This window comes from Halospina sp. K52047b (assembly GCF_008709855.1).
In the GTDB taxonomy this organism is placed as follows: Bacteria; Pseudomonadota; Gammaproteobacteria; order Pseudomonadales; family Oleiphilaceae; genus Halospina; species Halospina utahensis_B.
The window spans coordinates 127,332-152,695 of the sequence record NZ_VYJH01000002.1; the positions used below are offsets into that span (position 1 = coordinate 127,332).

A 25,364-nucleotide genomic window follows, 5' to 3' on the forward strand; every position below is an offset into this window, starting at 1 on the left:
ACCTGGTTTCACTCCTGTTCGTTGGTCTGTGCCTGGTTGCGGGCCCTGCGGAACTCCTCCTGACGCCGGCGGATCTCCCGGGGATCGTTGTAGGCGCGCCCCTTGATCGGGTCCAGGTGAACCTCATCCTCCGCCGGGCTGTTCTCCGCCTCAGCGGTTCCGGTTTCCGCTGCGGCTGGCTGCTCAGGCGCGGCGGATGCCGATTCAGCCTGGGGAGCAGTCTCTGTCTGGGGCTCTGCTTGAGACGGGGCACCGGACGCCTCCGTGGAGGGCGTTGTTTCATCCGCCTGGGCGCTGGCGGGTTCGTCGGCGCCACTGGCAGGCTCGCCACGGCCCTCCGCTTCCGGTTGTTTCCCGGCTTCGGTCCCGGCAGAAGGCGCCTCATCGGTTGAGGTTGCCTTATCAGTGGCCGCCTTGGAGGGTTTCTGTTGTGCGCTTTCAGCGGCGCTTTCCTTAGCGGAACCCGCATCCTTTTCGGCAGCCGGGGTCTCCTTAGCTTTTGCGGCGCTTTGCTTTGCCTTGGGGGCTTCGGATTGCCCCTCGGAGCCAGCGCCGGATTCCCTCTCTGCCTTGGCGTTTCCGGTTTCCGTTTTCACGCTCTCGGCGGATTCCTGATCAGCAGGCTTGCCGTTCTTATGGCGGGGCCGGCGGGGGCGCTGGAATTCCGGGTTCGGTGTTTCGTCCTCGGCGCTTTCCTGTTGGTTGCGGTTTCTGCCACCGGAGCCGCCACGACTCTGGTTCTTTCTGCGGTTGTCCGAGCGGCCCTGGTCGTCGCCATTGCTCTCAGGGGCTTTATTGCCGCTGCCCTGGGACTGTTTGTCAGAGGACTCCTCCTTCTGCGGCTCGTCACGGTCCGAATCACGATTGCGACGGTTACCTCCCCCCTTGGATTTCTGGGGGCTGCCGTCGTTACTGCCGCCTTTGTTTCCGCCACCGGCATTCGGGTCGGTATCGGATTTGCGGTCGGAACCGGATTTCTGCTCGCCCTTCGGCTTCTGGTCGGCCTTGGGTTTCTGGTCGGCATTGGACTTCTGGTCGGCATTGGACTTCTGGTCGCCACCGGATTTCTGTCCGCCGCCGCCTTTACCGGACTGGCGGGACTGATTGCCGCCGCCTTTGCCACCCTGGCCGGAACCTTCCTGTTTGCCGCCGTCCTGCTTGCCACCGGACTTCTGCTGGTTATCCGAATCCTGCTGGCCCTGGCCCCGGTTGCGGTTCTGACCACCACGGCGGCGCCTGTTCTGGCCGCCGCGCTGGTTGTTGCCATCCTGGCCCTGACGGCCACTCTGCTGTTGGCTGCCCCCCTGCTGACGCTGCTGGCTGTCACCGCTCTGACCCTGTTTCCGGTCGGAGGCATTATTGTCCTGGCGCTGGGTGCCTGAACCGGTCTCCTGCTGGGGGCTGCCGGATTCTTCCTGTGGCGCGAACATGGTCTGGAGCTTGCGCCCAACCCGTTGCCAGAACCCAAGCGGCTCAGCGGCTTCCGGGGTTTCGGCTTTGGCTTCCGGGGCAGGGGTGCGGTTGGCGGGGGTAACTGCCTTCACCGCAGCTTCTTCCCGCTCGCCCGTGTTCTGGCCAACGGACCAGGCGTCTTCCGGCTCGTCTTCGTGCCTTGCAGCGATCTCGAAGCTCGCTTCACCAACGGTGACTTCGGTGTCATCGGTCCGCAGGCGCTGAACCTCGAAATGGGGTGTCTCCAGGTTCTGGGAGGGGATGACCCGTACCCGCACGTTCTCGCGCCGCTCAATGGCGTTGATCTCGTCGCGCTTCTCGTTGAGGAGGAAGGCAGCGACCGTGACCGGCACCAGTGCCCTTACTTCCGCGGTCTTGTCCTTGGAGGATTCCTCGTACATCAGGCGCATGATGCTCAGCGCCTGGGATTCCATGCTGCGGATGGAACCCTGGCCATTACAGCGTGGGCAGACCTCGCTGCGTGTCTCGCCCAGTGAGGGCCGCAGCCGCTGGCGCGACATTTCCAGCAGGCCGAAGCGGGAGATGCGGCCAAGCTGGACCCGGGCGCGATCCAGCTCCAGTGCCTCCCGGATGCGCTGCTCGACTTCGCGCTGGTGGCGGTTGGGGGACATGTCGATGAAATCGATGACAATCAGACCGCCGATATCACGCAGGCGCAGCTGGCGTGCGATCTCGTCCGCGGCCTCCAGGTTGGTCTGGAAGGCGGTTTCCTCGATGTCACCGCCGCGCGTGGCACGCGAGGAGTTGATGTCGATGGACACCAGTGCCTCGGTGGGGTCGATCACCAACGAGCCGCCGGAAGGCAGGGATACCTCCCGCTGGAAGGCGGTCTCGATCTGCGCCTCAATCTGGTACCGGCTGAGCAGCGGAATGTCATCCGTGTAGAGCTTGATCCGGTTTTCGAAAGAGGGCATGACCGCGCGTACGAAATTGAGGACATCCTCGTACACACTCGGGGAGTCGATCATCACCTCGGTGATGTCCTGGCGCAGGTAGTCGCGCACGGCACGGATGATGACGTTGCTTTCCTGGTAGATCAGGAAGGGGGCCTTGCGCGCTTCCGCAGCCTGGGTGATGGCGTCCCAGAACTGCAGCAGGTAGTCCAGGTCCCACTGGAGTTCCTCGGTTTCACGGCCGATCCCGGCTGTGCGGACGATCACGCCCATGGCCTTGGGCACCTTGAGCCCGGACATGGCGTCCTTGAGCTGGCTGCGCTCATCCCCCTGGATGCGGCGTGAAATGCCGCCGGCACGGGGATTGTTCGGCATCAGTACCAGGTAGCGCCCGGCGAGGGTAATGAAGGTGGTCAGGGCTGCGCCCTTGTTGCCGCGTTCTTCCTTGTCGACCTGGACGATCAGTTCCTGGCCCTCGTTGAGCACGTCCTTGATGTTGATCTTGCCATCAATATCGGACGGGGCCTTGCTGAAGTATTCGCGGGCGATTTCCTTCAGGGGCAGGAAGCCGTGGCGTTCGGAACCGTAATCAATGAAGGCTGCTTCAAGGCTGGGCTCGATGCGGGTGATGCGGCCCTTGTAGATGTTGGACTTCTTCTGTTCGCGGGTGCTGGATTCGATATCAAGATCGACCAGACGCTGGCCATCGACCAGGGCGACACGCAACTCCTCTTCGTGAGTTGCATTGATCAGCATTCTTTTCATGTGGAACAAACTTCCATCGTTCTGCGACGGAAGCGGTGCGGGGCGCAATGACGAGACAGCGGGCCTGCGTCCGCCCGCTTCAGCAAAGCCGGGGGGCCTTCTATGGCCACCCCGTGCTTGAGGCATGCGGTTCTGTGGCCGCATGCCACCGAAGTCTGTCCCGTACCGGCTACGAGGTCTTATGTCATATTCATGATCAGGACAGCCCGAACCGGTGCTTCTGTGTTTTCAAACCGTTGCGATGACCCTGCCGCGCGCTTCCGCCCGGATTGACATCAGTTCCTCCGGCCTTGACTCCAGCCGGGCGGAACACCCATCACGACGCGCGTTGTTCTCAGTTTCCGTGACCGTCCACCGGAGGAGCCTCCTGAGCTCCGGCCAGCGGGTGAAAGGACTCAGACGCGCGCCTGTGTGATTCTGTTGGCTCTCGCTGTTTTCCTGCCAGGTGGAACCGGTGCGTCCGCTGCTCGTTTCATACCGGGCCCGAAGGCTCTATAATTGCGGATTCAATCGCTGACCGTGTTCCGCCAGTCCAGCCGGCCAAGATCGTCGGCCGAGCGGAGTGGGAAAACAGAGTCAATATAGCAGTAATCCCCTGCCTCATCAACGAGCTGCGGAATGGCTCCGCATCCCAGGAGAAACACATAATGCCAGGGCACCCGGGCAGCCATGACAGCGCCGAATCCAGACCCAGGGTCCAGTGGCTGGAGGTGGCGCCGGAGTGGGCCGGACAGCGTCTCGACAACTTCCTCATGGGGCGTTTCCGGGGCGTTCCGAAAAGCGTCATCTATCGTGTGATCCGTAAGGGGGCCGTGCGGGCCAACCGTAAGCGGGTCAAGCCTGACTATCGTATCGCTGCCGGTGACTCGATCCGCGTGCCGCCACTGCATGAGCCCGAGCAGAAGCCGGATCGTGCCCAGCCGGGCCGTCGGGTGCAGCGGCGCATGCAAGCGGCGGTTCTGCATGAGGCACCGGATTTTCTGGTGGTGAACAAGCCCGCGGGCATCGCGGTGCACGGTGGCAGTGGTGTGAATTTCGGGCTGATTGAGACCCTGCGTGCCGGGCGCGATGATCGTTACCTGGAGCTGGTGCACCGGCTGGACCGTGACACGTCCGGGCTGATCCTGGTAGCCCGGCGCCGTTCCGCCCTCAAGGCACTGCAGGATCAGTTCCGGCAGAAGAGTACGCACAAGGTCTACCGGGTACTGGTAGTCGGGGAGTGGCCGCAGGCGGTGAATCGCGTGGAGGCGCCCCTGCAGCGGGTCACCGGTGGGACCGGCGAGCGGCTGGTGCGGGTCAGCGCCGACCAGGGCAAGGCGGCGCGGACGGATTTCCGGGTTCTGGAGCGTTTTTCAGGCTACACCCTCCTGGAGGCCACGCCCCTGACTGGGCGTACGCACCAGATCCGGGTGCATGCGGCCTGCCAGGGGTGCCCGGTCGCGGGGGATGCCAAGTATCTTGACGGAGCGTCGCAGGCGGCCTGGCAGCGGGGCGGTGGTGACCGGCTGATGCTGCACGCCCAGCAGCTGACGTTCGAGACGCCCGCGGGCGAAAGAGTGACTTTTGAAGCGCCGGTTCCGGATGATTTCGAAGCGCAGATTCAGCGACTGGGAAAGCGCCAATGAACTTTGACGTAGTGATCTTTGACTGGGATGGCACCCTGATTGATTCCGTGGACCATATCGCGGACAGTCTTGAGCTGGCCGCAGGGGATCTGGGTTATCCGGTGCGTAAGCGCGAGGCGCTGCGCCATATTGTGGGGCTGGGCATGGAAGAGGCGCTGAGCCAGCTCTGGCCGGGCATCACCCGTGAAGAGATGACACAGCTGCGCGAGGTCTATGCCCGGTATTTCTTTCAGCGCGATACCACACCGGCGGATCTGTTCGAGGGGGTGGATGAGCTGCTCGAAACGCTGCATGGTGGCCCCATGCTCGCGGTGGCCACCGGTAAGAGCCGGCCTGGGCTGGATCGGGCGCTGGGCTCAAGCGGCCTGGGGCGGTTTTTCCCTCTGACCCGCTGTGCCAATGAGACCGCCTCCAAGCCCGACCCTCTGATGCTGCGCCAGATTGTGTCCGAAACTGGTGCCTCCGTGGAGCGCATGGTGATGGTCGGTGATACCATCTACGACATGGAAATGGCGAGCCGCATCGGCATGCCGGCTATTGGCGTGACCTGGGGGGTGCACTCGGAGGAGCAGCTTTCGGCACACAACCCCATGGCCATTGCCTCTGACATCTCAAAGCTGCGGGAGCTGATGGCTTCCGGCGGCACCCGTGAATAACTGCAAGGAGACACCATGTCCGAGTGGGATTCGGAAAATGCGGAATGGGGCGTGACGCGGGAAGAATCCGCTCAGCGACCGGAAGGACGTACCCAGGAGGCCCGGGAGGACTCCAAGGAATGGCGCCTGATCGAGAAGACCATGATGTCGATGCAGGCGGAGCAGCGTCGCAGCCGGCGCTGGGGCATACTGTTCAAGACGCTGGGGCTGCTCTACCTGTTCGCGCTTCTGTTCACGTTCGGGTCACCCTTCGGCTCTGGTGATCTCACACCTGGCGCAGGCGGGCCCCATACCGCGCTGGTGGATGTGGAGGGTGCGATCGTCCAGGGCCAGGATGCCAGTGCCGACAATCTGGTGACCGCGCTGGAGAACGCCTTCTCGGCGGAGCAGTCCAAAGGCGTGATCCTGCGCATCAACAGCCCGGGCGGCAGTCCTGTCCAGGCCGATTACGTCTATCAGGCCATCAACCGGCTGCGTGACGAGTACCCCGACAAGAAGGTGCACGCGGTGATTTCGGACATCGGAGCGTCCGGAGCCTATTACATTGCCGCCGCCGCTGACCGGATCCACGCGAATCCCTCCAGCCTGGTTGGTTCCATTGGCGTGCGTGGCGGTGGCTTCGGATTCACCGGCGCGATGGAGAAACTGGGCATAGAGCGCCGGCTGTACACAGCGGGCGAGAACAAAGCCTTCCTGGACCCCTTCCTGCCGGAGGATCCGGAACAGGTTGCGTTCTGGGAGAGTGTGCTGGACCGCACCCATGACCAGTTCATCGAGCGTGTGCGCGAAGGGCGGGGTGACAAGCTGAAGGAATCCGAGGCGGATCTGTTCTCGGGGCTCATCTGGACTGGCCAGAGGGCACGCGAGCTGGGGCTGGTCGACAGCTTCAACTCCCCGGGGCAGGTGGCCCGCAATGTGGTCGGTGCCGAGGAAATCGTGGACTACAGTTATGAGCCGTCACCATTCCAGCGGATCATGCGTGACCTGGGCAGCTCGGTCGGGCAGGGTGTTACGGAAACGCTCATCAACAGCGGCCCTGTGCTGCGCTGAGCTTTGACAATCAACGGTGGGCACCCTAGAATCGCGGCCTTATGTCGAACCCGGAGATACCCCTGTCGGTCGATGCGCTGAAGCCGTTCGAACAGGGGACCGTAAAAGAGGGCAGTCTGGCCCTTGCCGGTATGAACCGGCTGGAGCCGTTGATTCTGGAAACAGAAGGCGAGGCGGCGGTCAGGCTGGCGTTCTTTTTTGATGACGAGCGGCGTCGCGTCATCGAAGGCTGGGTCCGGGCGGAGCTGGTGGTACTGTGCCAGCGATGCCTCGAGGCCATGCGTCTGCCGGTGGAGTCAGACTTCCGGGTGGGCGTGGTGGACACAGAGGTGATGGCAGAGCAGCTGCCGGCCAGCCTTGAGCCCATGGTGGCGGGGCAGCGGGAGCTGCCGATCCATGATCTTCTGGAGGATGAGCTCATCATGAGCCTGCCGGACTATCCGGTGCATGAGGAGGCAGGCTGCAGCGCATCCACCACGCTGGAACGCATCAACCGGGATGCCGACGACGCTGTTGCTCAGGCGCGCGAGCATGATACAGACAACCCGTTCCGTGTACTGGCCGGCCTTGGCAGTGGGGGGCAGGATCAGGGCGGAACGGATTCGTAATTCAAGAGAAAAGCACGACTCCAGGAGTAATCTGCTATGGCCGTTCAGAAGAATCGCAAGACCCGTTCACGGCGCGGTATGCGTCGCTCCCACGACGGGCTCAGCAAGCCCGCGCTTTCCATGGACCCGACTACCGGGGAAGTGCATCGTCGGCATCACATCTCCCCCGATGGTTTCTATCGGGGTAAGAAGGTGATCGAAACACCGGAAGACTGAGTGACCGGTGGCGGTTGAGACCACCATCGCCGTTGACGCCATGAGTGGCGACCGCGGCTGTGAGCCGGTGGTCCGCGCCGCGGAAATCGCCGTTTCGAATAACAGGGCCTTGAGGGTCGTGCTGCTGGGCAGGCGCACGGAACTCGAGGCCTTTCTGTCTGCGGGCCACGACCGCATCGAGATCCAGGATGCCCCCGACGTGGTCACCATGGAGGAGCGTCCCTCCCATGCGCTGCGCCATGGCCAGCAGTCCTCTATGGCATGTGCGCTCGCGCTGGTCGGCAGCGGCGGCGCCGATGCCTGTGTCAGCGCCGGCAACACCGGTGCACTGATGGCCCTGGGCCGCAACACCCTCCAGACCTGGCCGGGCATTGAACGCCCCGCCATCATCAAGCGCATCCCCTTCCATGACGGCCACTGTTATGTGCTGGACCTGGGCGCCAATGTGGACGCCAGCGCCGAGCATCTGGTGCAGTTCGCCCTGATGGGGCGCCTCATGGCCCAGGCCGTGGACGGTATCCGCGAGCCCCGCGTGGCGCTGCTCAACGTGGGCCAGGAGGCCGTCAAGGGCAATGAGCAGGTCCGGCTGGCGGGCCATATGCTGCAGACGCGGGAGCAATCCGGGTACATCGGCTATATTGAAGGCAGCGACCTTTTCCGGGGCGTCGCCGATGTGGTGGTGTGTGACGGTTTTGTCGGCAATGTGGCATTGAAGACCGGAGAGGGCGTGGCGGAACTGGTCGGCGATCTGATACGGCGTTCTTTTGCGGGCAGCTGGTATTCACGCCTGGTCGCGGCCCTGGCCGCACCGGTGTTACGCAGGATCAAGCGGCGCCTGGATCCCGCACGGCATAATGGCGCGAGTTTCATCGGCCTGCGCGGCGTGGTGATCAAAAGCCACGGCAATGCGGACGTGACCGGACTGGTGGCAGCCATTGAACAGGCGGCCCGTGAGGTCGAGCATGAACTGCCGCGCAGGCTCGGGGACTTGCTGGAACAGGTTGAATTCTAGAACAGAACAGGAAGGACAGATGACGACAGCACTGGTGTTTCCCGGTCAGGGCTCCCAGTCCGTTGGAATGCTGGACGAGGCAGCTGCCGAGTGGCCGCTGGTCGGGCAGACCTTTGAGCAGGCCTCCGGCGTGCTGGGTTACGATCTGGCCGAACTCTGCCGGCAGGGCCCGGCGGAAGAGCTGAACCGTACCGATGTGACCCAGCCGGCACTGCTTACCGCCAGCGTTGCGTTGTGGCGCGTGTGGCAGGATCTGGGCGGCCCCAGGCCGGATTATCTGGCGGGGCACAGTCTCGGGGAATACTCCGCGCTGGTGGCTGCGGGGTGCCTGGATTTTGCCGACGCCGTCGACCTGGTGCGTATCCGTGGCGATGCCATGCGGCATGCCGTGCCGGAAGGCGCAGGGCGCATGGCCGCGATCCTGGGGCTGGATGACGAGGCCGTTATCAGTCTCTGCCAGGAGCATGTCTCCGAGGGCGTGGTTGAGGCGGTCAATTTCAATGCCCCCGGGCAGGTGGTCATTGCTGGCTCTGCAACAGCAGTGGACCGGGTGATTGAACGCGCCCGGGAAGAGGGGGCGAAGAAAGTCATGCCTCTGGATGTCAGCGTGCCCTCTCACTGTGCGCTGATGCAGCCGGCGGCGGATCGCATGGCCGGGGCGCTGGCGGGCGTGAGCGTTCAGGACGCGGCCATTCCGGTGGTTCAGAACGTGACCGCCGGGGTGGTGACCGACGCCGCCTCCATCCGTGAGAACCTTTACTGGCAGTTGATTTCGCCGGTGCGGTGGACCGAATCCGTACGCTACATGGGCGAACAGGGTGTCGGCGTCATGGCCGAATGCGGCCCCGGGAAGGTGCTGTCGGGGCTGGCGCGGCGCATTGACCGCAGCATGGGGTGTCATCCCACGGAGACCCCCGAACAGATGACAAAGGCGCTGGAAGCGGTTCGCGAAGGCGCCTGACAGCGACGCTCAACGGGAGAAAAGGATGCTGGAAGGACAGGTGGTCCTGGTGACTGGCGCCAGCCGTGGCATCGGCAGCGCGATTCTGGAACGCTTTGCCCGCGCCGGTGCCACGGTGATCGGAACAGCAACATCGGAATCCGGCGCGTCCGCCATTGCCGGCCGTATCAGCGAGAATGGCTGGCAGGGTGATGGTGTGGTCATGAATGTGGGTGATGCGGAGAGCGTCACCGAGGGCATCAAGGTGATTGGCCAGAAGTTCGGACCGCCAACGGTGCTGGTCAACAATGCCGGCGTGACGCGGGATGGTCTGGCCATGCGCATGAAGCCCGATGACTGGGACGAGGTGATCAACACCAATCTCTCGGCGGTCTACCGCACCAGTCAGGCTGTGCTCAAGGGCATGATGAAGGCGCGCACCGGGCGCATCATCAACCTGAGTTCGGTGGTTGCCCGTATGGGCAACGCCGGGCAGATGAACTATGCCGCCAGCAAGGCGGGCATCGAGGGCATGACCCGTTCCCTGGCGCGGGAAGTGGCAAGCCGTGGTATCACCGTCAATGCCATTGCGCCGGGTTTCATCGAAACGGACATGACGCGGGAGCTTGACGAAAGCCAGCGTGATGCCATGCTGTCAGCCATTCCGGCAGGCCGTCTCGGTGAGGCGGGGGAAGTGGCCGATCTGGCCGTGTTCCTCGCTTCTGAAGGGGCAGCCTACATCAATGGCGAGACAATCCATGTCAATGGTGGCATGTACATGAACTGAAGGAGGGCGTTCCCGTCATCAGGGCGGGTACGGCTTCCGGTCAGCCCCCTCCGGGTTGGTTGTTCGGCCCGGGGGATTCAACTAAACTGGCACGCCAGCACTGCTGGACGCACAAATGAGGACATTATGAGTACAGTTGAAGAGCGCGTTAAGAAGATTGTCTGTGAACAGCTGGGGGTTAAGGAGTCCGAAGTACAGAGCACTTCCTCCTTCGTAGAGGATCTGGGTGCCGACTCCCTGGATACGGTTGAGCTGGTCATGGCTCTCGAGGAAGAGTTCGAGACCGAGATCCCGGACGAGGAAGCCGAGAAGCTGACCACGGTCAAGGACGCGGTGGACTACATCGAGTCCCACAGCAGCTGAGCGGGCCAACGCGGTTCGATCGGTACGAAAGCCGCCCTGAGCAGGGGCGGCTTTTTTGATCGTAACTGGCCCAGGCAGCGGGAGTGGAGCTGATGGCCGAATGGATCTGGCCGGGGAGTGACCCGGTGTTGCCGTGTGATGATCGGGGACTGGCCTATGGCCAGGGGGTTTTCGAGACCCTCAGGGTGACCCCGGCCGGGCCGGTCCTGCTGGATGCGCACCGGGAACGGCTTCTGGCCGGTTGCCATGCGCTTGGAATCCCGTTTGATGCGGACGGGCTGGATGCCTGGCAGCAGCAGGCCGCCGAACGCGGGCTGCTCGCGCCGCAGGCGCCGGCTGTGCTCAAGGTCACGGTTACGGCGGGCTCGGGTGGCAGGGGGTATCGGCCGCCTGACACTGTGTCTCCCAGGGTGATCTCGGCCCTGGTGCCGGCTCCGTCGGTGCCGCGTGAAGGCGCCAGGGTCCGTCTCTGCCAGCAGCCCCTGTCTTCCATGGCAGCGGGCGGCGGCTACAAGACCCTGGCACGCTTGGAGCAGGTGCTTGCCAGTGCCGAACTCTCAGACGGTGAGTTCGAGGGCCTGATGGCCGCGGGCGCAGGTTCCGGCTGGGTCGAGGGAACCCGTACCTGCCTGTTTTCCGTGGTCGATGGAACTCTCGTGACGCCGCCACGGGAGCAGCTCGCCGTCGCGGGAACTCTGCGGGAGTGGGTCGTGCGCAACGCGGGCCGCTTCGGCCTGGCGGTCGAGGAGCGGGCTCTGCTGGGCGCCGACTTCCGGAACCACGGGTTGCTTTTGGGTAACAGCGTCATGGGCCTGGTGCCCGTCAGCGAGTGTGGTGACAGTATCGTGCCGACCAACGTTGAGGCTACACGGCTGGTTGACGATGTGAACAGGGAGCTTGGACTCGGGTGATGCGGTTGGTTAAGCGTGTTGTTGGTTTCATGCTCCTTCTGACTGCCGTAGCGGCAATCGCGGGCTGGCTGTTCATCGAGCAGCAGTTCCAGCGCATGGAGGAGCCGCTGGCGCTTGAGCATCCCGTCACCATCGAGATTGAGCGCGGGACCACCCTGCAGGGACTGGCGCGCGAGCTCGAGGCGCGGGGGCGTCTTCCCAGCGCTTTCTGGCTCCGGTTGCGGGCGCGCCTGGAGCCTGAACTGACGCAGCTGCAGTCCGGTGTGTATCAGCTGGAGGACGGCATGTCCCCAATGGCCTTCGTGCGTCGTGTGGTAGCAGGTGATACCCAGACCTGGACCGTGCGCATACCGGAAGGCTGGACGTTCGAACGGGTCCGCGCACGCCTGGCTGACGCGGAGCCTTTGCGCAATGAGCTGGAGGGCATGAGCGGTGAGGCGGTGATGGAGCGTTTAGGGCGCTCAGGCATGCACCCCGAGGGCTGGTTCTTCCCGGCGGTGTATGAATATGAGCATGGCGATTCGGACCTGGATGTTCTGGAAAGGGCGCATGACCGCATGCAGCGGATTCTCTCCGGGGTCTGGCGGGATCGCCAGGAAAACCTGCCTCTGGATAGCCCCTATGAAGCCTTGATCCTGGCCTCGATTGTCGAGCTCGAGACGCCGCTCAGTGAGGAGAAACCCCGGGTCGCCGGTGTTTTCGTGCGGCGGCTGGAGCGGGGAATGCGTCTGCAGACGGATCCCACCGTGATCTATGGCATGGGCGATGATTACCAGGGCCGCATCGGCCACGCCGATCTGAGGGAATACACGCCCTACAACACCTACCGGATCGATGGTCTGCCGCCCACCCCCATTGGGATGCCGGGAGAGGCGTCGCTGCGGGCGGTGGTGAACCCGGCGGAAGGCGATGCCCTCTATTTTGTTGCCAAGGGTGATGGCTCCCATCAGTTCTCCAGCACGCTTGAAGGGCATAATGAGGCGGTGCGCCGGTATCAACTCAATCGCAGCGAGGACTACCGGTCCTTTCCGGCACCGGAGAACGGAGCAGACTGATGGCGCGCGGGCTTTTCATCACTTTTGAGGGGACCGAGGGGGTGGGAAAGTCCACCGCTATCCGCGGTGCCAGTGACTGGCTTACGCAAAAGGGTGTGGCGCACCGTGTGACCCGTGAACCGGGTGGTACGCCCATGGCGGAGGAGATCCGGGAACTGCTCCTGCGTTCCCGGGAGGAACCGGTCGACCGCACCTGCGAGCTGCTGCTGATGTTCGCGGCCCGGGCACAGCACCTGGCCCGTGTCATCCGGCCGGCGCTGGAAGCGGGAGAGTGGGTGCTCTGTGATCGTTTCACGGATGCCACCTACGCCTACCAGGGGGGTGGGCGAGAGCTGGATTCAGCACCGGTGGCGCAGCTTGAATCCCTGGTCCAGGGGGAAACGCTGCGCCCCGATGCCGTACTCTGGCTCGATGCGCCAGTGGAAACGGGCATGGCCCGGGTTGCCGGGCGTGGTGGGGAGCCGGACCGTTTTGAGCACGAACGGGTCCGGTTCTTTGAGCGCGTGCGCCAGGTTTACGAGGCGCGCGCCGGCAATCCTGCCAACCGTTACCGGCGTATTGATGCAGAAGTGACAGCGGATGAGGTCGCGGACGCTGTTCGAAGGACGATGGAGGAACTCCACAGGGAGTGGCCGTCCCTGCAATGATTGTTGTGCAGGGTTTCACAACCTCTGCTTTAATGAATGGATAGACCATGCGGGCAGAGGTATCACGCCCAGAGCTGCTGGAGGCCGAACGCTATGTTTGATGCCAGTCGGGTGCTTGACCCGTCGTTCCCCCACGATGATACCGATTTTCTCTGGCAGGGTATCGTTGATAACCATTACACCGATGAAACGGCCTACCTTGAGTCACTGCTGGCGCTGGCGGAGCCCGATGGGCGCGAGCGCCAGGCCATTGCGGACCGGGCCACAGGGCTGATCCGCAAGGTCCGGGAGCAGGATGATTCCGTCCACATGGTGGATGCGCTTCTGCAGGAATACAGCCTGGATACTGAAGAAGGCATCCTGCTGATGTGCCTGGCGGAGGCGCTGATCCGGATTCCGGATGCGCATACCGCTGATGAGCTGATCCGCGACAAGATGGGTGACGCCGACTGGCGCAGGCACCTGGGGCGGAGCGAATCCGTCATGGTCAATGCCTCCACCTGGGGCATGCTGCTCACGGGTCGTGTGGTCAAGATGGACCCGGGGCTGGACGGCCATCCCAAATCCATCTGGCACAAGCTGGTGAACCGTGCCGGTGAGCCGGTGATCCGAAAGGCCATGTACCAGGCCATGGCGATCATGGGCCGCCAGTTCGTGCTAGGCCGCGATATTGATGAAGCCCTTCAGGAAGGCCGCCAGTACCGGGATCAGGGCTACAGCTACTCCTTCGATATGCTGGGGGAGGCGGCCCTCAACGAGTCCGACTCCTCGCGCTATTTCAATGATTACTGGACGGCGATTGAGGCGGTGGGCAATGACCGTTATCCCCGTGGCGAACGTCCGGTGCCCTCGGTTTCCATCAAGCTGTCCGCGCTGTACCCGCGCTATGAGCGTGCTCAGGAGGAAAGGGCAAAGACGGAACTCGTAAGGCGGCTGACCCGGCTGGTGACCTTTGCCCGGGAGAAGCAGGTGCCCCTGACGGTGGACGCGGAAGAAATGGACCGCCTTGAGCTCTCGCTGGAGATCTTCCGCAGTGTTTACGAGTCCGAAGCCGCGAAGGGCTGGGGGGAGCTGGGTCTCGCCGTGCAGGCCTACTCCAAGCCGGCGCTGCCGGTGCTGTGCTGGATTGCCGCTCTGGCGCGTCGCCAGGGGGATCGCATTCCTGTGCGGCTGGTCAAGGGAGCCTACTGGGATACCGAGATCAAGCACGCCCAGATGATGGGTGTTGAGACCTATCCGGTCTACACGCGCAAGGAAGGCACGGATGTGTGCTATCTGGCCTGTGCCCGGTTCCTGCTCAGTGACTACGCCCAGGGCTATATCTTCCCGCAGTTCGCCAGCCACAACGCACACACTGTGGCCTCGGTGCTGAACATGGCCGATGAGAACGGCGCGGAATACGAATTCCAGCGGCTCCACGGCATGGGCGATGCCCTCTATTCCGTGGTGATGGGCGAGGTCCCCAGGGTTCCCGTGCGGATCTACGCGCCGGTGGGCGCCCACAAGGATCTGCTGCCGTACCTGGTACGGCGGCTGCTGGAGAATGGTGCCAACTCCTCCTTTGTTCACCGCCTGGTGGATGCCGAGACGCCGATTGAGGATCTCATAGGGCACCCCGCGGATGCACTGCGGGCCCACAGCAGCCTGCCGGATCTGCGGATTCCCCGGCCCCCGGAGATTTACGGGAGTGAACGACGCAATTCCCGTGGCCACAACCTGGCGGTATTGTCCGATCTCAGGCCCTTCCAGCAGGGTCTGGAGCGGTGGGCGGAACACCAGTGGAAGGCAACGCCGATCGTGAACGGGGAGCGCTGCGATTCGAATACCAGGACCCGGGTGATCAATCCCCACAACAGTGACCGGGTTGCCGGCGAGATCGCCTGGAGCCGTCAGGACATTGTCGAGAAGGCGCTGAGTACGGCCCACGAGGCCTTCGAGTCCTGGAACCGTACGCCAGCAGAGGAGCGGGCGAAGTGCCTGGAAGCCTATGCGGATCTGCTGGAGGCCAATGAGCATGAGCTGATTGCCCTGTGCAGCCGTGAGGCGGGTAAATCCCTGCCGGACGGTATTGCCGAGGTGCGCGAGGCCGTGGATTTCTGCCGCTACTACGCCATGCAGGCGCGCCGGCAGTTTGCCGAGCCCATGGAGATGCCAGGGCCCACCGGGGAATCCAACGAATACTACCTGGAAGGCCGCGGGGTGTTTCTGTGCATCAGCCCCTGGAACTTCCCGGTTGCGATCTTCACCGGCCAGATCATGGCGGCGCTGGCGGCGGGCAATACGGTACTGGCCAAGCCGGCGGAACAGACCAGCCTGATCGGTGGCCGGTGCGCGGAACTGATGCTGCAGGCCGGCTTCCCGCCGGGCGTGATCCAGTACCTGCCTGGTGACGGTGCGGGCATCGGCGGCCAGGTGCTTTCCGATCAGCGCCTTGCGGGTGTCACCTTCACCGGCTCCACTGGTGTTGCCCATCACATCAGTCGGACACTGGCCGCCCGGGAAGGGCCGATCATTCCGCTGATTGCGGAAACCGGCGGCCAGAACGCCATGATCGTGGACAGCAGTGCACTGCCGGAGCAGGTGGTCAAGGACGTGATCATGTCCGCCTTCGGCAGCGCCGGCCAGCGTTGCTCGGCGCTCCGCGTACTGTATGTACAGGAGGATGTTGCCGACATCATCGAAGAAACGCTTGCCGGTGCCATGCGGGACCTGCGCCTGGGGGATCCCATCCGGGTTGAAACGGATGTCGGGCCGGTGGTCGACCAGGAGGCCTATGATGACCTCATGAAGCATGTGGCTGAGCTGCGTGAGCGTAACCGCCTGATCGGTGAGGCTCCGCTGCCCGACAATGCGGAGAAAGGCTACTTCGTACCCCCTGTGGCCTATGAGATCAATGGCATGAAGGATCTGGAACGTGAATTCTTCGGACCTATCCTGCACGTGGTCCGCTATGAGGCGCGCGAGCTCGACTCCGTGATCGACGAGATCAACGGGGCGGGCTATGGCCTCACCCTGGGCATTCACAGCCGCAGTGAATCCGCAGCCGCCTATATTGAGCGGCGGGTCAAAGTCGGCAATACCTATATCAACCGCAACCAGGTTGGTGCTGTGGTCGGCGTCCAGCCCTTTGGTGGACGTGGACTCTCCGGGACCGGCCCCAAGGCCGGTGGCCCCAACTACTTGCCGCGTTTCGCAACGGAGCGTGTCAGGACCAACAACACTACGGCGGCGGGTGGCAATGCGACCCTCCTATCGCTGGGTGTAGAGGAAATCGGATGAACAATTATAAACGGGCATTCCCCGATGGAGCCGGATCATGATTGAAAACACAGTTGCGGTCACCTGGACCTTTATTCTCTACCTTGCAGTAATGCTGGCGCTGGGTGTCATTGCCTATATGCGCACCCAGAACCTGTCGGACTACATCCTTGGCGGGCGGAACCTGGGGCCGATTCCTTCGGCTCTGAGTGCCGGTGCCTCGGATATGAGCGGCTGGCTGCTGCTGGGGCTGCCCGGGGCGGCCTTTGCCAATGGTGTTGGCGCGAGCTGGATCGCCATCGGGCTGCTGGTGGGCACCTACCTGAACTGGCTGTTTGTGGCCAGGCGCCTGAGAAACTATTCGCAGGCGGCCAAGGACTCGCTCACGATCCCGTCCTTTCTGGAGAACCGATTCCGGGATGACACACGGGCGCTGCGCGTTATCGCCGCCTTCTTCATTCTGCTGTTCTTCCTGTTCTATACCAGTTCAGGGCTGGTTGCCGGCGGTAAGCTCTTTGAAACCGTCTTTGGCCTCGAGTACCAGTGGGCAGTGATTGTGGGCACGCTCGCGGTGGTATCCTACACGCTGTTCGGTGGTTTCCTGGCGGTATCCTGGACAGACGTGGTCCAGGGGCTTCTGATGTTGGCTGCTCTGATGCTGGTGCCGGTTCTCGCAATCAACAGTGGCGAGGTTGGCGGCTGGTCCGGTATGGAAGCGTCGCTGCTTGAGAAAGGGCAGGGTACGCTCTCGCTGTTCTCAGGTGCCGATGGAGAAGCGTTGGGAGCCATTGCGATCATCTCCTCGCTGGCCTGGGGGCTTGGCTATTTCGGGCAGCCCCACGTGCTTGCCCGCTTCAAGGCCATCAGCGATGAGTCCCTGGTACCCTATGCCCGCCGTGTCGCCGTTTCCTGGACTGCCATCACTTTGGTCGGCTCTGTGCTGGTAGGGCTGGCGGCCGTCGGTTACTTCGGGCCTGAGGGGCTGGAGGACCGTGAGACAGCGTTCATGATGCTGGTGGATGCGCTTTTCCACCCCGTGATTGCGGGCATCCTGCTGGCCGCTATTCTCGCCGCCATCATGAGCACGGCCGACTCGCAGCTGTTGGTGTCGTCGTCCGCGCTGGCGGAGGACTTCTACAAGGGCTTCTTCCGCCCAGACGCCGATGCTGTGGAGCTGGTCCGCATCGGCCGCGTTGCCGTGATCGTGATCGCGGTGATCGCCGGTGTGGTCGCGCTGGATGACGACAGCATGGTGCTGGATCTGGTCTCCTATGCATGGGCCGGCTTCGGTGCCGCTTTCGGTCCGGTCATCCTGCTGTCACTGTACTGGCCCCGGATGAACAAGATGGGTGCACTCGCGGGTGTGGTTGTCGGCGGCCTGACCGTGGTGGTCTGGAAGCAGCTCTCCGGCGGTCTGTTCGACATGTACGAGATCGTGCCCGGGTTCCTGTTCGCAGCCATTGCTGTTGTGATCGCTTCCCTGGCGACCGGCGAGCCGGAGAAGGAGATTGCTGACGAGTTCGCCAAGGTTAACGGCTGACTCCATGGGCTGCCCCTAGGGGCGGCCTTGCACCCCGGATCAGCCCGGGTCTATGCTTGGCGCTTTTTAACGGAGCGCTGGCATGGCCCGGGTTGATCTTTCCCCCATTCATGACTTTCTTCCCTGCGCAACACCACAGCCCTGGATCGACGCCGCACTGGCGAACCAGGAACTGCTGCTCATTGATCATGCCCACTGCGAGAAAAAGGCTGCCTCAACGGCATTGGGCCTGATGTATCGCTATATGGAGGATCCGGATCTGCTGCATCGGATGTCCCGGCTCGCGCGCGAGGAGCTGCGGCACTTCGAGCAGGTGCTGTCGATCCTGCAGAAACGCGGCATCCAGTATCGGCATCTCACACCGGCCCGCTACGCCCAGGGGCTGCACCAGCATGCCCGTAAGGAGGAGCCGGGGCGGCTGGTGGATACCCTGATCATCGGCGGCATCATTGAGGCCCGTTCCTGTGAGCGGTTTGCGGTGGTGGCCCCACTGCTGGATTCAGAGCTGGCGGAGTTCTACGACTCACTGCTGAAGTCCGAGGCCCGCCACTATCAGGATTATCTGAGGCTTGCGGAGAAAGCGGCGGGTGACGAAGTGACGGAGCGGGTTGCGACGCTGCTGGCGGTGGAGGCGGAACTGATCCAGTCACCGGACGACAGCTTCCGCTTCCACAGTGGTGTGCCGGACTGGCTGTGATCAGCCGGCCAGCTGCGCGAAGGGCACGCTGAGCAGTTCGGGGGCGGCTCCCGTCCGGGCTTCGATGTACCAGGCCCTTTCGTGCCAGTCGCCGGTCACATAACGTCTGGCGGGAGCGCCATTGGCTTCCAGCTCATGCACTGCTGGCCTGTGGGTATGGCCATGGATGAGCTGTTGCACCCCGTGGCGTTCCATGTCCGCCACCACCTCTTCCGGTGTGACGTCCATGATGGTCTGTTCCTTGCCCTGGTTTTTCGCCTGGCTGATTTCGCGCATCTGGCGGGCCACGGTCTGGCGGTCCGCCAGGGGGCGCTGGAGGAATGCCTTCTGCCACTGGGGGTTGCGCATGGTTGCACGGAATTTCTGGTATTCCTCATCCGCGGTACAGAGGCTGTCGCCATGCATCAGCAGGGTGGGTTCCCCATGGAGGTCGATGACTGTGGGGTCATCCAGCAATGTGGCGCCCACCCGGTCACAGAAGTCCTGACCGATGAGGAAATCCCGGTTGCCGTGCATCAGGTACAGGGCGGTGCCGGTGGCCGTCACCGCCTGAAGTGCCTCGGCAACCGTTTCCTGCAGGGGCGTGTGCTCGTCATCCCCGATCCAGGCCTCGAAGAAGTCTCCGAGAATGTAGAGCGCGTCAATGTTGTGGGCGTATGCCGGGAGGAATCCCAGGAAAGCGTCGGTAATGTCCGGGCGGCTTTCCTCCAGGTGCAGGTCGGCAATGAAACGCGTGGTCATGCGTCCGCTCCCTCATTGGTGCGATAGGCCTGATGGATGATGACATCCTCCACCGGCACATCGCGGTGCCCGGCGCGGCCCGTGGTGGGTTTCTCACGGATCCGGTCGACCACGTCCATGCCTTCCACCACCTTACCGAAGACGCAGTAGCCCCAGCCGTCCTGGGTCTTGGCGGTGTGATCCAGGAAGCCGTTATCGTTGACATTGATGAAGAACTGGGAAGAGGCGGTATGCGGACTCATGGTGCGCGCCATGGCGATGGTGCCGCGCCGGTTGCTGAGGCCATTGTCCGCCTCGTTGGGAATCGGCTCACCGGGTTTGCGGGGCTCCATGTCCGGGCCGAAGCCGCCGGTCTGGATCATGAAGTTGCTGATGACCCTGTGGAAAATAAGGCCGTTGTAGAAACCCGAATCGATGTAGGCAAGGAAATTCCTGGTGGTGACGGGGGCGTTCTCCGCGTCGGTGGCCAGCAGGATGCGGCCTTCGCTGGTTTCCAGAACGACCATGAGATTATATCCTTTCGCGTCCAAATGGGCCGTATTGTAAGGCATCGTTTTCCGCCATGCATGAGATCGTGGCGGTGAGCAGGTACAATGGCGGCTTTCAAATCAACCCGGTGGTGTCACAGCATCCATGAGTTCCGAATCAGCTCCGGCCAGCAACTTCATCCGAACCCTCATCCAGGACGACCTTGCCGAAGGCCGTCATGACCACGTCGTCACCCGGTTCCCACCGGAGCCCAATGGCTACCTGCATATCGGTCACGCCAAGTCGATCGTAGTCAACTTCGGCATGGCCGAGCAGTTCGGCGGCGACTGTACCCTGCGTTTTGACGACACCAACCCGGAGAAAGAGAGCCAGGAGTACATCGAGGCGATCAAACGGGACGTGACATGGCTGGGTTATGAGTGGAAAGGGCCGGTCCGTTACGCCTCGGACTATTTTGAGCGCCTCTATGAATACGCCGAGGAGCTGATCCGCGGCGGCCATGCCTATGTCTGCAGCCTGGATCCGGAAACCGCCGCGCAGTATCGGGGGACACTGACCCAGGCCGGCACGGACAGCCCCTATCGGGATCGCTCCGTCGAGGAGAACCTGGACCTCTTCCGGCGCATGCGGGCCGGGGAATTCGCCGAAGGTGAGCATGTGCTGCGGGCGAAGATCGACATGGCGTCCCCGAACATGAACATGCGCGATCCGATCCTTTACCGCATCCGGTACCTGACGCACCACCAGACCGGGGACAAGTGGTGCATCTACCCGATGTATGACTTCACGCATCCGCTCTCCGATGCGGAAGAGGGCGTGACCCATTCCCTGTGCACCCTGGAATTCGAGGACCACCGGCCGCTGTATGACTGGGTTCTGGAACACGTGACCCCGCCGTGCCGCCCGCGCCAGACCGAGTTCGCACGCCTGAATGTGAACTACACCATCACCAGCAAGCGCAAGCTGATGCGGCTGGTGGACGAGGGCCATGTGGATGCCTGGAATGACCCGCGCATGCCGACCCTCTCGGGTATGCGCCGGCGCGGCTTCACCCCGGCTTCCATACGCCAGTTCTGCGATATGGTGGGCGTGAACAAGACCGGCGGCACCGTGGACCTGGGCATGCTCGAACACGCCATCCGGGATGACCTGAACCGCAACGCGCCCCGCGCCATGTGTGTCCTGCGGCCTGTCAAACTGATCCTGACCAATTATCCGGAAGGGCAGGCCGAGACCCTGACCACGGCGGTACATCCCCAGGACGAATCCATGGGAACCCGCGAGGTGACCTGGACGCGCGAGATGTACATCGACGCGGAGGACTTCGTGGAGGTGCCGCCCAACAAGAAGTGGAAGCGGCTCTCAAAGGGCAATGCCGTGCGCCTGCGTGGCGGCTATGTCATCACCTGCAATGATTTTGTTGCCGATGACGAAGGCAATGTGACCGAGATCCATGCCGAGTACGACCCGGAGACCCTGGGAGTGAATCCCGAGGGTTACAAGCCCAAGGGTGTCATCCACTGGGTCTCTGCCGAGACCGCGGTGGACCTTGAGCTGCGCCTCTATGACCGGCTTTTCGGGGTGGAGAATCCGGGCACCGACAAGGAGCGGGATTTTGTCGAGGATCTCAACCCGGACAACCTCGTGGTTCTGACAGGCTGCAAGGGAGAGGCGAACCTCGCCTCGCCGCGCGCGGATATTCCCTACCAGTTCGAGCGCGAGGGCTATTTCTTCTTTGATCCCGAGGCCAGCAGTGAAGGCCGGATCGTGATGAACCGTACCGTCACCCTGCGTGACTCCTGGGCCAAGATCAGCGGCCAGTAAATCGAGACCGGAAAGGATGGAGACCCCGTGATCCAGCTCTACAGTACGCTCAGTCGTCGCAAGGAAACCTTCCAGCCCATCGTGGAGGGAAAGGTCGGCATCTACGTCTGCGGTATGACGGTCTACGATTACTGTCACCTTGGCCATGCCCGGGTGCTGGTGGCTTTCGATGTGGTAACGCGCTACCTGCGCCACCGCGGTTACGACGTGCACTACGTGCGCAACATCACCGACATTGACGACAAGATCCTGGATCGCGCGCGGGAGAACGGCGAGGACTTCCGGGCGCTGACCGACCGCATGATTGCCGCCATGCACGAGGACGAGGGTGCCCTCGGCGTGCTGCGCCCTAGCGAGGAGCCCAGGGCCACCGAGACCATTGATGAGATGGTGGCCATGATCGAGACCCTCGTTGAGAAGGGCCATGCCTACCAGGGCGACAACGGCGATGTGTATTTCGCCGTGTCCAGTTTCGACGGCTATGGCAAGCTCAGCCGCAAGAAGCTCGAGGACCTGGTGGCCGGCGCCCGTGTGGACGTGGTCGAGGCCAAGGCCAGCCCGGCGGATTTCGTTCTGTGGAAGGCCGCCAAACCCGGTGAGGTCAGCTGGCCCTCGCCCTGGGGCGATGGGCGCCCTGGCTGGCACATCGAGTGCTCGGCCATGTCCCGCTCACACCTGGGGCGGACCTTCGACATCCATGGCGGCGGCCCGGACCTCATGTTCCCGCACCACGAGAACGAGATCGCCCAGTCCGAGTGCGCCCATGAGCAGCCATTCGTGAACTACTGGATGCACGCCGGGGCCGTGCGGGTGAACCACGAAAAGATGTCAAAATCCCTGGGTAACTTCTTCACTATCCGGGATATTCTCCAGGAACACGATCCGGAAGTGGTGCGCTACTTCCTGATCGCCAGCCATTACCGCAGCCAGATTGACTACACCCCGGACAGCCTGGCGGAAGCCAAGGGCGCACTGATGAAGTTCTACCAGGCGCTGGATGGCATCGAGCCCGAGACGGACCCGGCGGAGACGGCGTATGACAGCCGCTTCGTGGAAGCCATGGACGATGATTTCAATACCGTTGAGGCCACAGCCGAGCTGCATGCCCTGACGGGCGAACTGAACCGGGCGCGGCGCAATGGGGATGAAGCGGAAGCGGCCCGGCTGGCCGGGGTTCTGAAACGGCTCGGCGCCGTGCTTGGCGTGCTGGAGCGGGCGCCCTCCGACTTCCTCCAGGGCGGCACCGGGGATCTCACACCAGAGCGCATCGAGGAACTGATTGAAGCGCGTTCCCGGGCCAAGAAAGCGAAGGACTTTGCCGAGGCCGACCGCATCCGGGATGAGCTCCTCGAACAGGGTATTGTCCTTGAGGACAGCCGCGAAGGCACGACCTGGCGCCGGGAGTAGGGCGCCTGTCCTTTTGCGGTACGTTTGGCTTAGAATACGCACACCCAGAATACGTGGTCGCCGGGCCAGCGCTTACCGGTCCGGTTATTCCGCATAAAAACGTCTTAAAACAGCAATCTGAGGCACAAAGATGACAGAACGCGTGAATGCAGGCGGCCTGCAGGTCGCCCGAATCCTGTACGACTTTGTTAACAACGAAGCCCTGCCGGGAACCGGTGTGGACGCCGACCAGTTCTGGAACGAGTTCGGCCGCATCGTGGCGGACATGGCGCCGCGCAACCGTGAACTGCTCAAGGTTCGGGATGAACTGCAGGAGAAGCTGGACGACTGGCACCGCGAGCACCAGGGCCAGTCCATCGACCTGAACGAGTACAAGACCTTCCTCAAGGACATCGGCTACCTCAAGCCGGAAGGCGAAGACTTCACCGCAACCACGGAGAACGTGGATAAAGAGATCGCCCAGGTGGCTGGTCCTCAGCTGGTGGTACCGATCTCCAACGCACGCTTCGCGCTGAACGCCGCCAATGCGCGCTGGGGCAGTCTCTATGACGCCGTCTACGGTTCCGACATCATCTCCGAGGAAGGCGGCGCCACCAAGGGCCCGGGTTACAACCCGGTGCGTGGCGAGAAGGTTATCGCCTACGCCCGCGCCATGCTGGATGAGTCCGCACCGCTGGCCAGCGGCAGCCATGCGGACGCCACAGGCTACCGGGTTGACGGTGGGCAGCTGAAAGTAACCCTGAACAGTGGCAGCGAGGCCGGTCTGAAGGATCCGGCCCAGTTCGTGGGCTACAAGGGCTCTGAAAGCGAGCCGGAAGGCATCCTGCTGGTGCGCAACGGCGTGCATTTCGAGATCCAGATCGACGCCAGCCACCCGATTGGCAAGGACGACGCGGCGCACGTCAAGGACGTGCTCATGGAATCCGCGCTGACCACGATCATGGACTGCGAGGACTCCGTGGCAGCCGTGGACGCTGAGGACAAGACCGGCGTCTACCGCAACTGGCTGGGCCTGATGCAGGGCAACCTGGAGGAAAGCTTCGAGAAGGGCGGCAAGACCGTCACCCGGAGCATGGCTGGCGACCGTGAGTACCTGGATGCCAGTGGCAAGCCCATGAGTCTTCACGGCCGCAGCCTGATGCTGGTGCGTAACGTCGGCCACCTGATGACCAACGATGCCATCCTGGATGTGGACGGCAACGAGGTGCCGGAAGGCCTCATGGACGGCATGATCACCTCCCTGATCGCCATCCATGACCTCAAGGGCAACAACCGGGTGGGCAACAGCCGCACCGGCAGTGTCTACATCGTGAAGCCCAAAATGCACGGGCCGGACGAGGTGGCCTTCACCAACGAGCTCTTTGGCCGTGTCGAGGATGCCCTGGGCCTCAAGCGCAACACCCTCAAGGTGGGCGTAATGGACGAGGAGCGCCGCACCACGGTCAACCTCAAGGAGTGCATCCGCCAGGCGAAGGACCGGATCATCTTCATCAATACCGGCTTCCTGGACCGCACCGGGGACGAGATCCACACCAGCATGGAAGCCGGGCCGGTGATCCGTAAGGGCGAGATGAAGCAGGCGCCCTGGATGACCAGCTACGAGGACTGGAACGTGGACATCGGCCTGGAGACCGGCCTCAAGGGCCGTGCCCAGATCGGCAAGGGCATGTGGCCCATGCCGGACAAGCTGGCGGCGATGATGGACGCCAAGATCAGCCATCCGAAGGCCGGCGCCAACACCGCTTGGGTTCCGTCACCGACGGCGGCAACCCTGCATGCCATCCACTATCACCAGGTGAACGTGATGGCGGTCCAGGAAGAGCTGGGCAAGCGCGAGCGCGCCAGCCTGGACAACATCCTGACGGTGCCGCTGATGAAGGATCCGTCCGCGCTCAGCCAGGACGAGATCAAGCAGGAGCTGGACAACAACGCCCAGGGCATTCTCGGCTACGTGGTGCGCTGGATCGAGCAGGGCGTGGGCTGCTCCAAGGTGCCGGACATCAACGATGTGGGCCTGATGGAGGACCGTGCGACGCTGCGGATCGCATCCCAGCTGCTGTGCAACTGGCTGCACCATGGCATCTGCACGGAAGAGCAGGTGATGGAGACGCTCAAGCGCATGGCGAAGGTTGTGGACCGCCAGAATGAGGGCGACCCGAGTTACATCCCCATGTCGGATGATTTTGAGGGCAACGTGGCCTTCCAGGCGGCCTGCGACCTGATCTTCAGGGGCCGTGAGCAGCCGAGTGGCTATACCGAGCCGCTGCTGCACGCCTACCGTCGCAAGGCGAAGGCCAAGTACGGTCAGTGAGACGGGAGTTGAACTGACTGGACTAAAACCCCGCTTCGGCGGGGTTTTTTATGCGCTAACGTTGGGGGAAGAGGTGGGGGAGTGCTTGACGGGACT

Annotated in this window: 21 protein-coding genes; 18 read left to right on the forward strand and 3 right to left on the reverse strand. The window is 63.0% G+C overall.

The genetic code is table 11. The annotated features are described in order from the left end of the window. Window positions 1-8 precede the first annotated feature (8 nt). On the reverse strand, window positions 9-3,131 hold the full coding sequence (gene rne, locus F3089_RS03045) for a ribonuclease E (RefSeq protein WP_151439389.1): 3,123 nt from the start codon (window positions 3,129-3,131) through the stop codon (window positions 9-11). 647 nt (window positions 3,132-3,778) lie between these two features. Between rne and F3089_RS03050 the strand changes: the two genes are divergently transcribed. The 15 genes from F3089_RS03050 (at window position 3,779) to F3089_RS03120 (ending at window position 18,496) form a co-directional block, all read left to right on the forward strand. Beyond that, window positions 3,779-4,756 carry an RluA family pseudouridine synthase gene (locus F3089_RS03050; RefSeq protein WP_151439390.1) on the forward strand — a complete coding sequence of 326 codons (978 nt, stop codon included), beginning with the start codon at window positions 3,779-3,781 and terminating at the stop codon, window positions 4,754-4,756. Continuing rightward, on the forward strand, window positions 4,753-5,412 hold the full coding sequence (locus tag F3089_RS03055) for an HAD family hydrolase (RefSeq protein ID WP_151439391.1): 660 nt from the start codon (window positions 4,753-4,755) through the stop codon (window positions 5,410-5,412). The genes F3089_RS03050 and F3089_RS03055 overlap by 4 nt, the downstream gene beginning before the upstream one ends. A gap of 15 nt (window positions 5,413-5,427) precedes the next feature. After that, window positions 5,428-6,462 (forward strand): S49 family peptidase, encoded by a 1,035-nt coding sequence (locus F3089_RS03060; RefSeq protein ID WP_151439392.1) that lies wholly within the window; start codon window positions 5,428-5,430, stop codon window positions 6,460-6,462. Window positions 6,463-6,503: 41 nt separating this feature from the next. Beyond that, window positions 6,504-7,070, forward strand: a complete 567-nt coding sequence (locus F3089_RS03065; RefSeq protein ID WP_151439393.1) for a YceD family protein — start codon at window positions 6,504-6,506, stop codon at window positions 7,068-7,070. A gap of 36 nt (window positions 7,071-7,106) precedes the next feature. Beyond that, window positions 7,107-7,286: a 50S ribosomal protein L32 gene (rpmF, locus tag F3089_RS03070; RefSeq protein WP_077531533.1), complete on the forward strand. Its 180-nt coding sequence runs from the start codon at window positions 7,107-7,109 to the stop codon at window positions 7,284-7,286. Between the two features lie 7 nt (window positions 7,287-7,293). Further along, entirely contained in the window at window positions 7,294-8,298 is a 1,005-nt protein-coding gene (gene plsX / locus F3089_RS03075; RefSeq protein WP_225741656.1) for a phosphate acyltransferase PlsX, read from the forward strand. Window positions 8,299-8,317: 19 nt separating this feature from the next. Then, complete coding sequence (fabD, locus tag F3089_RS03080) at window positions 8,318-9,259, forward strand: ACP S-malonyltransferase (protein ID WP_151439394.1); 942 nt, start codon at window positions 8,318-8,320, stop codon at window positions 9,257-9,259. 25 nt (window positions 9,260-9,284) lie between these two features. Next, complete coding sequence (gene fabG / locus F3089_RS03085; protein ID WP_151439395.1) at window positions 9,285-10,025, forward strand: 3-oxoacyl-ACP reductase FabG; 741 nt, start codon at window positions 9,285-9,287, stop codon at window positions 10,023-10,025. A gap of 126 nt (window positions 10,026-10,151) precedes the next feature. Continuing rightward, a complete protein-coding gene (gene acpP, locus F3089_RS03090) occupies window positions 10,152-10,388 on the forward strand; it encodes an acyl carrier protein (protein ID WP_077531530.1) in 237 nt (78 codons plus the stop codon). 92 nt (window positions 10,389-10,480) lie between these two features. Continuing rightward, window positions 10,481-11,299: an aminotransferase class IV gene (locus tag F3089_RS03095; RefSeq protein WP_151439396.1), complete on the forward strand. Its 819-nt coding sequence runs from the start codon at window positions 10,481-10,483 to the stop codon at window positions 11,297-11,299. Next, entirely contained in the window at window positions 11,299-12,354 is a 1,056-nt protein-coding gene (gene mltG / locus F3089_RS03100; protein WP_151439397.1) for an endolytic transglycosylase MltG, read from the forward strand. The genes F3089_RS03095 and mltG overlap by 1 nt, the downstream gene beginning before the upstream one ends. Further along, window positions 12,354-13,001, forward strand: coding sequence for a dTMP kinase (tmk, locus tag F3089_RS03105; protein ID WP_192497257.1), 648 nt, complete (start codon window positions 12,354-12,356; stop codon window positions 12,999-13,001). Before mltG ends, tmk begins: the two co-directional genes overlap by 1 nt. A gap of 93 nt (window positions 13,002-13,094) precedes the next feature. Next, the gene (gene putA, locus F3089_RS03110; RefSeq protein ID WP_151439399.1) at window positions 13,095-16,280 is read left to right on the forward strand and encodes a bifunctional proline dehydrogenase/L-glutamate gamma-semialdehyde dehydrogenase PutA; all 3,186 of its coding nucleotides are present in this window, start codon (window positions 13,095-13,097) and stop codon (window positions 16,278-16,280) included. A gap of 37 nt (window positions 16,281-16,317) precedes the next feature. Then, window positions 16,318-17,799 (forward strand): sodium/proline symporter PutP, encoded by a 1,482-nt coding sequence (gene putP / locus F3089_RS03115; protein WP_192497258.1) that lies wholly within the window; start codon window positions 16,318-16,320, stop codon window positions 17,797-17,799. 82 nt (window positions 17,800-17,881) lie between these two features. Next, on the forward strand, window positions 17,882-18,496 hold the full coding sequence (locus F3089_RS03120; RefSeq protein WP_151439401.1) for a MiaE family protein: 615 nt from the start codon (window positions 17,882-17,884) through the stop codon (window positions 18,494-18,496). Here the strand turns inward: F3089_RS03120 and F3089_RS03125 are convergent, their stop codons facing one another. Beyond that, window positions 18,497-19,237: a UDP-2,3-diacylglucosamine diphosphatase gene (locus F3089_RS03125; protein WP_151439402.1), complete on the reverse strand. Its 741-nt coding sequence runs from the start codon at window positions 19,235-19,237 to the stop codon at window positions 18,497-18,499. Then, window positions 19,234-19,743: a peptidylprolyl isomerase gene (locus tag F3089_RS03130; protein WP_151439403.1), complete on the reverse strand. Its 510-nt coding sequence runs from the start codon at window positions 19,741-19,743 to the stop codon at window positions 19,234-19,236. Before F3089_RS03130 ends, F3089_RS03125 begins: the two co-directional genes overlap by 4 nt. 127 nt (window positions 19,744-19,870) lie before the next feature. Between F3089_RS03130 and F3089_RS03135 the strand changes: the two genes are divergently transcribed. From F3089_RS03135 to F3089_RS03145, 3 genes are all read left to right on the forward strand, one after another. After that, complete coding sequence (locus tag F3089_RS03135) at window positions 19,871-21,550, forward strand: glutamine--tRNA ligase/YqeY domain fusion protein (RefSeq protein ID WP_151439404.1); 1,680 nt, start codon at window positions 19,871-19,873, stop codon at window positions 21,548-21,550. A gap of 27 nt (window positions 21,551-21,577) precedes the next feature. After that, window positions 21,578-22,957 (forward strand): cysteine--tRNA ligase, encoded by a 1,380-nt coding sequence (cysS, locus tag F3089_RS03140; protein WP_151439405.1) that lies wholly within the window; start codon window positions 21,578-21,580, stop codon window positions 22,955-22,957. A gap of 130 nt (window positions 22,958-23,087) precedes the next feature. Then, the gene (locus F3089_RS03145) at window positions 23,088-25,268 is read left to right on the forward strand and encodes a malate synthase G (RefSeq protein ID WP_151439406.1); all 2,181 of its coding nucleotides are present in this window, start codon (window positions 23,088-23,090) and stop codon (window positions 25,266-25,268) included. Window positions 25,269-25,364: the final 96 nt, after the last annotated feature.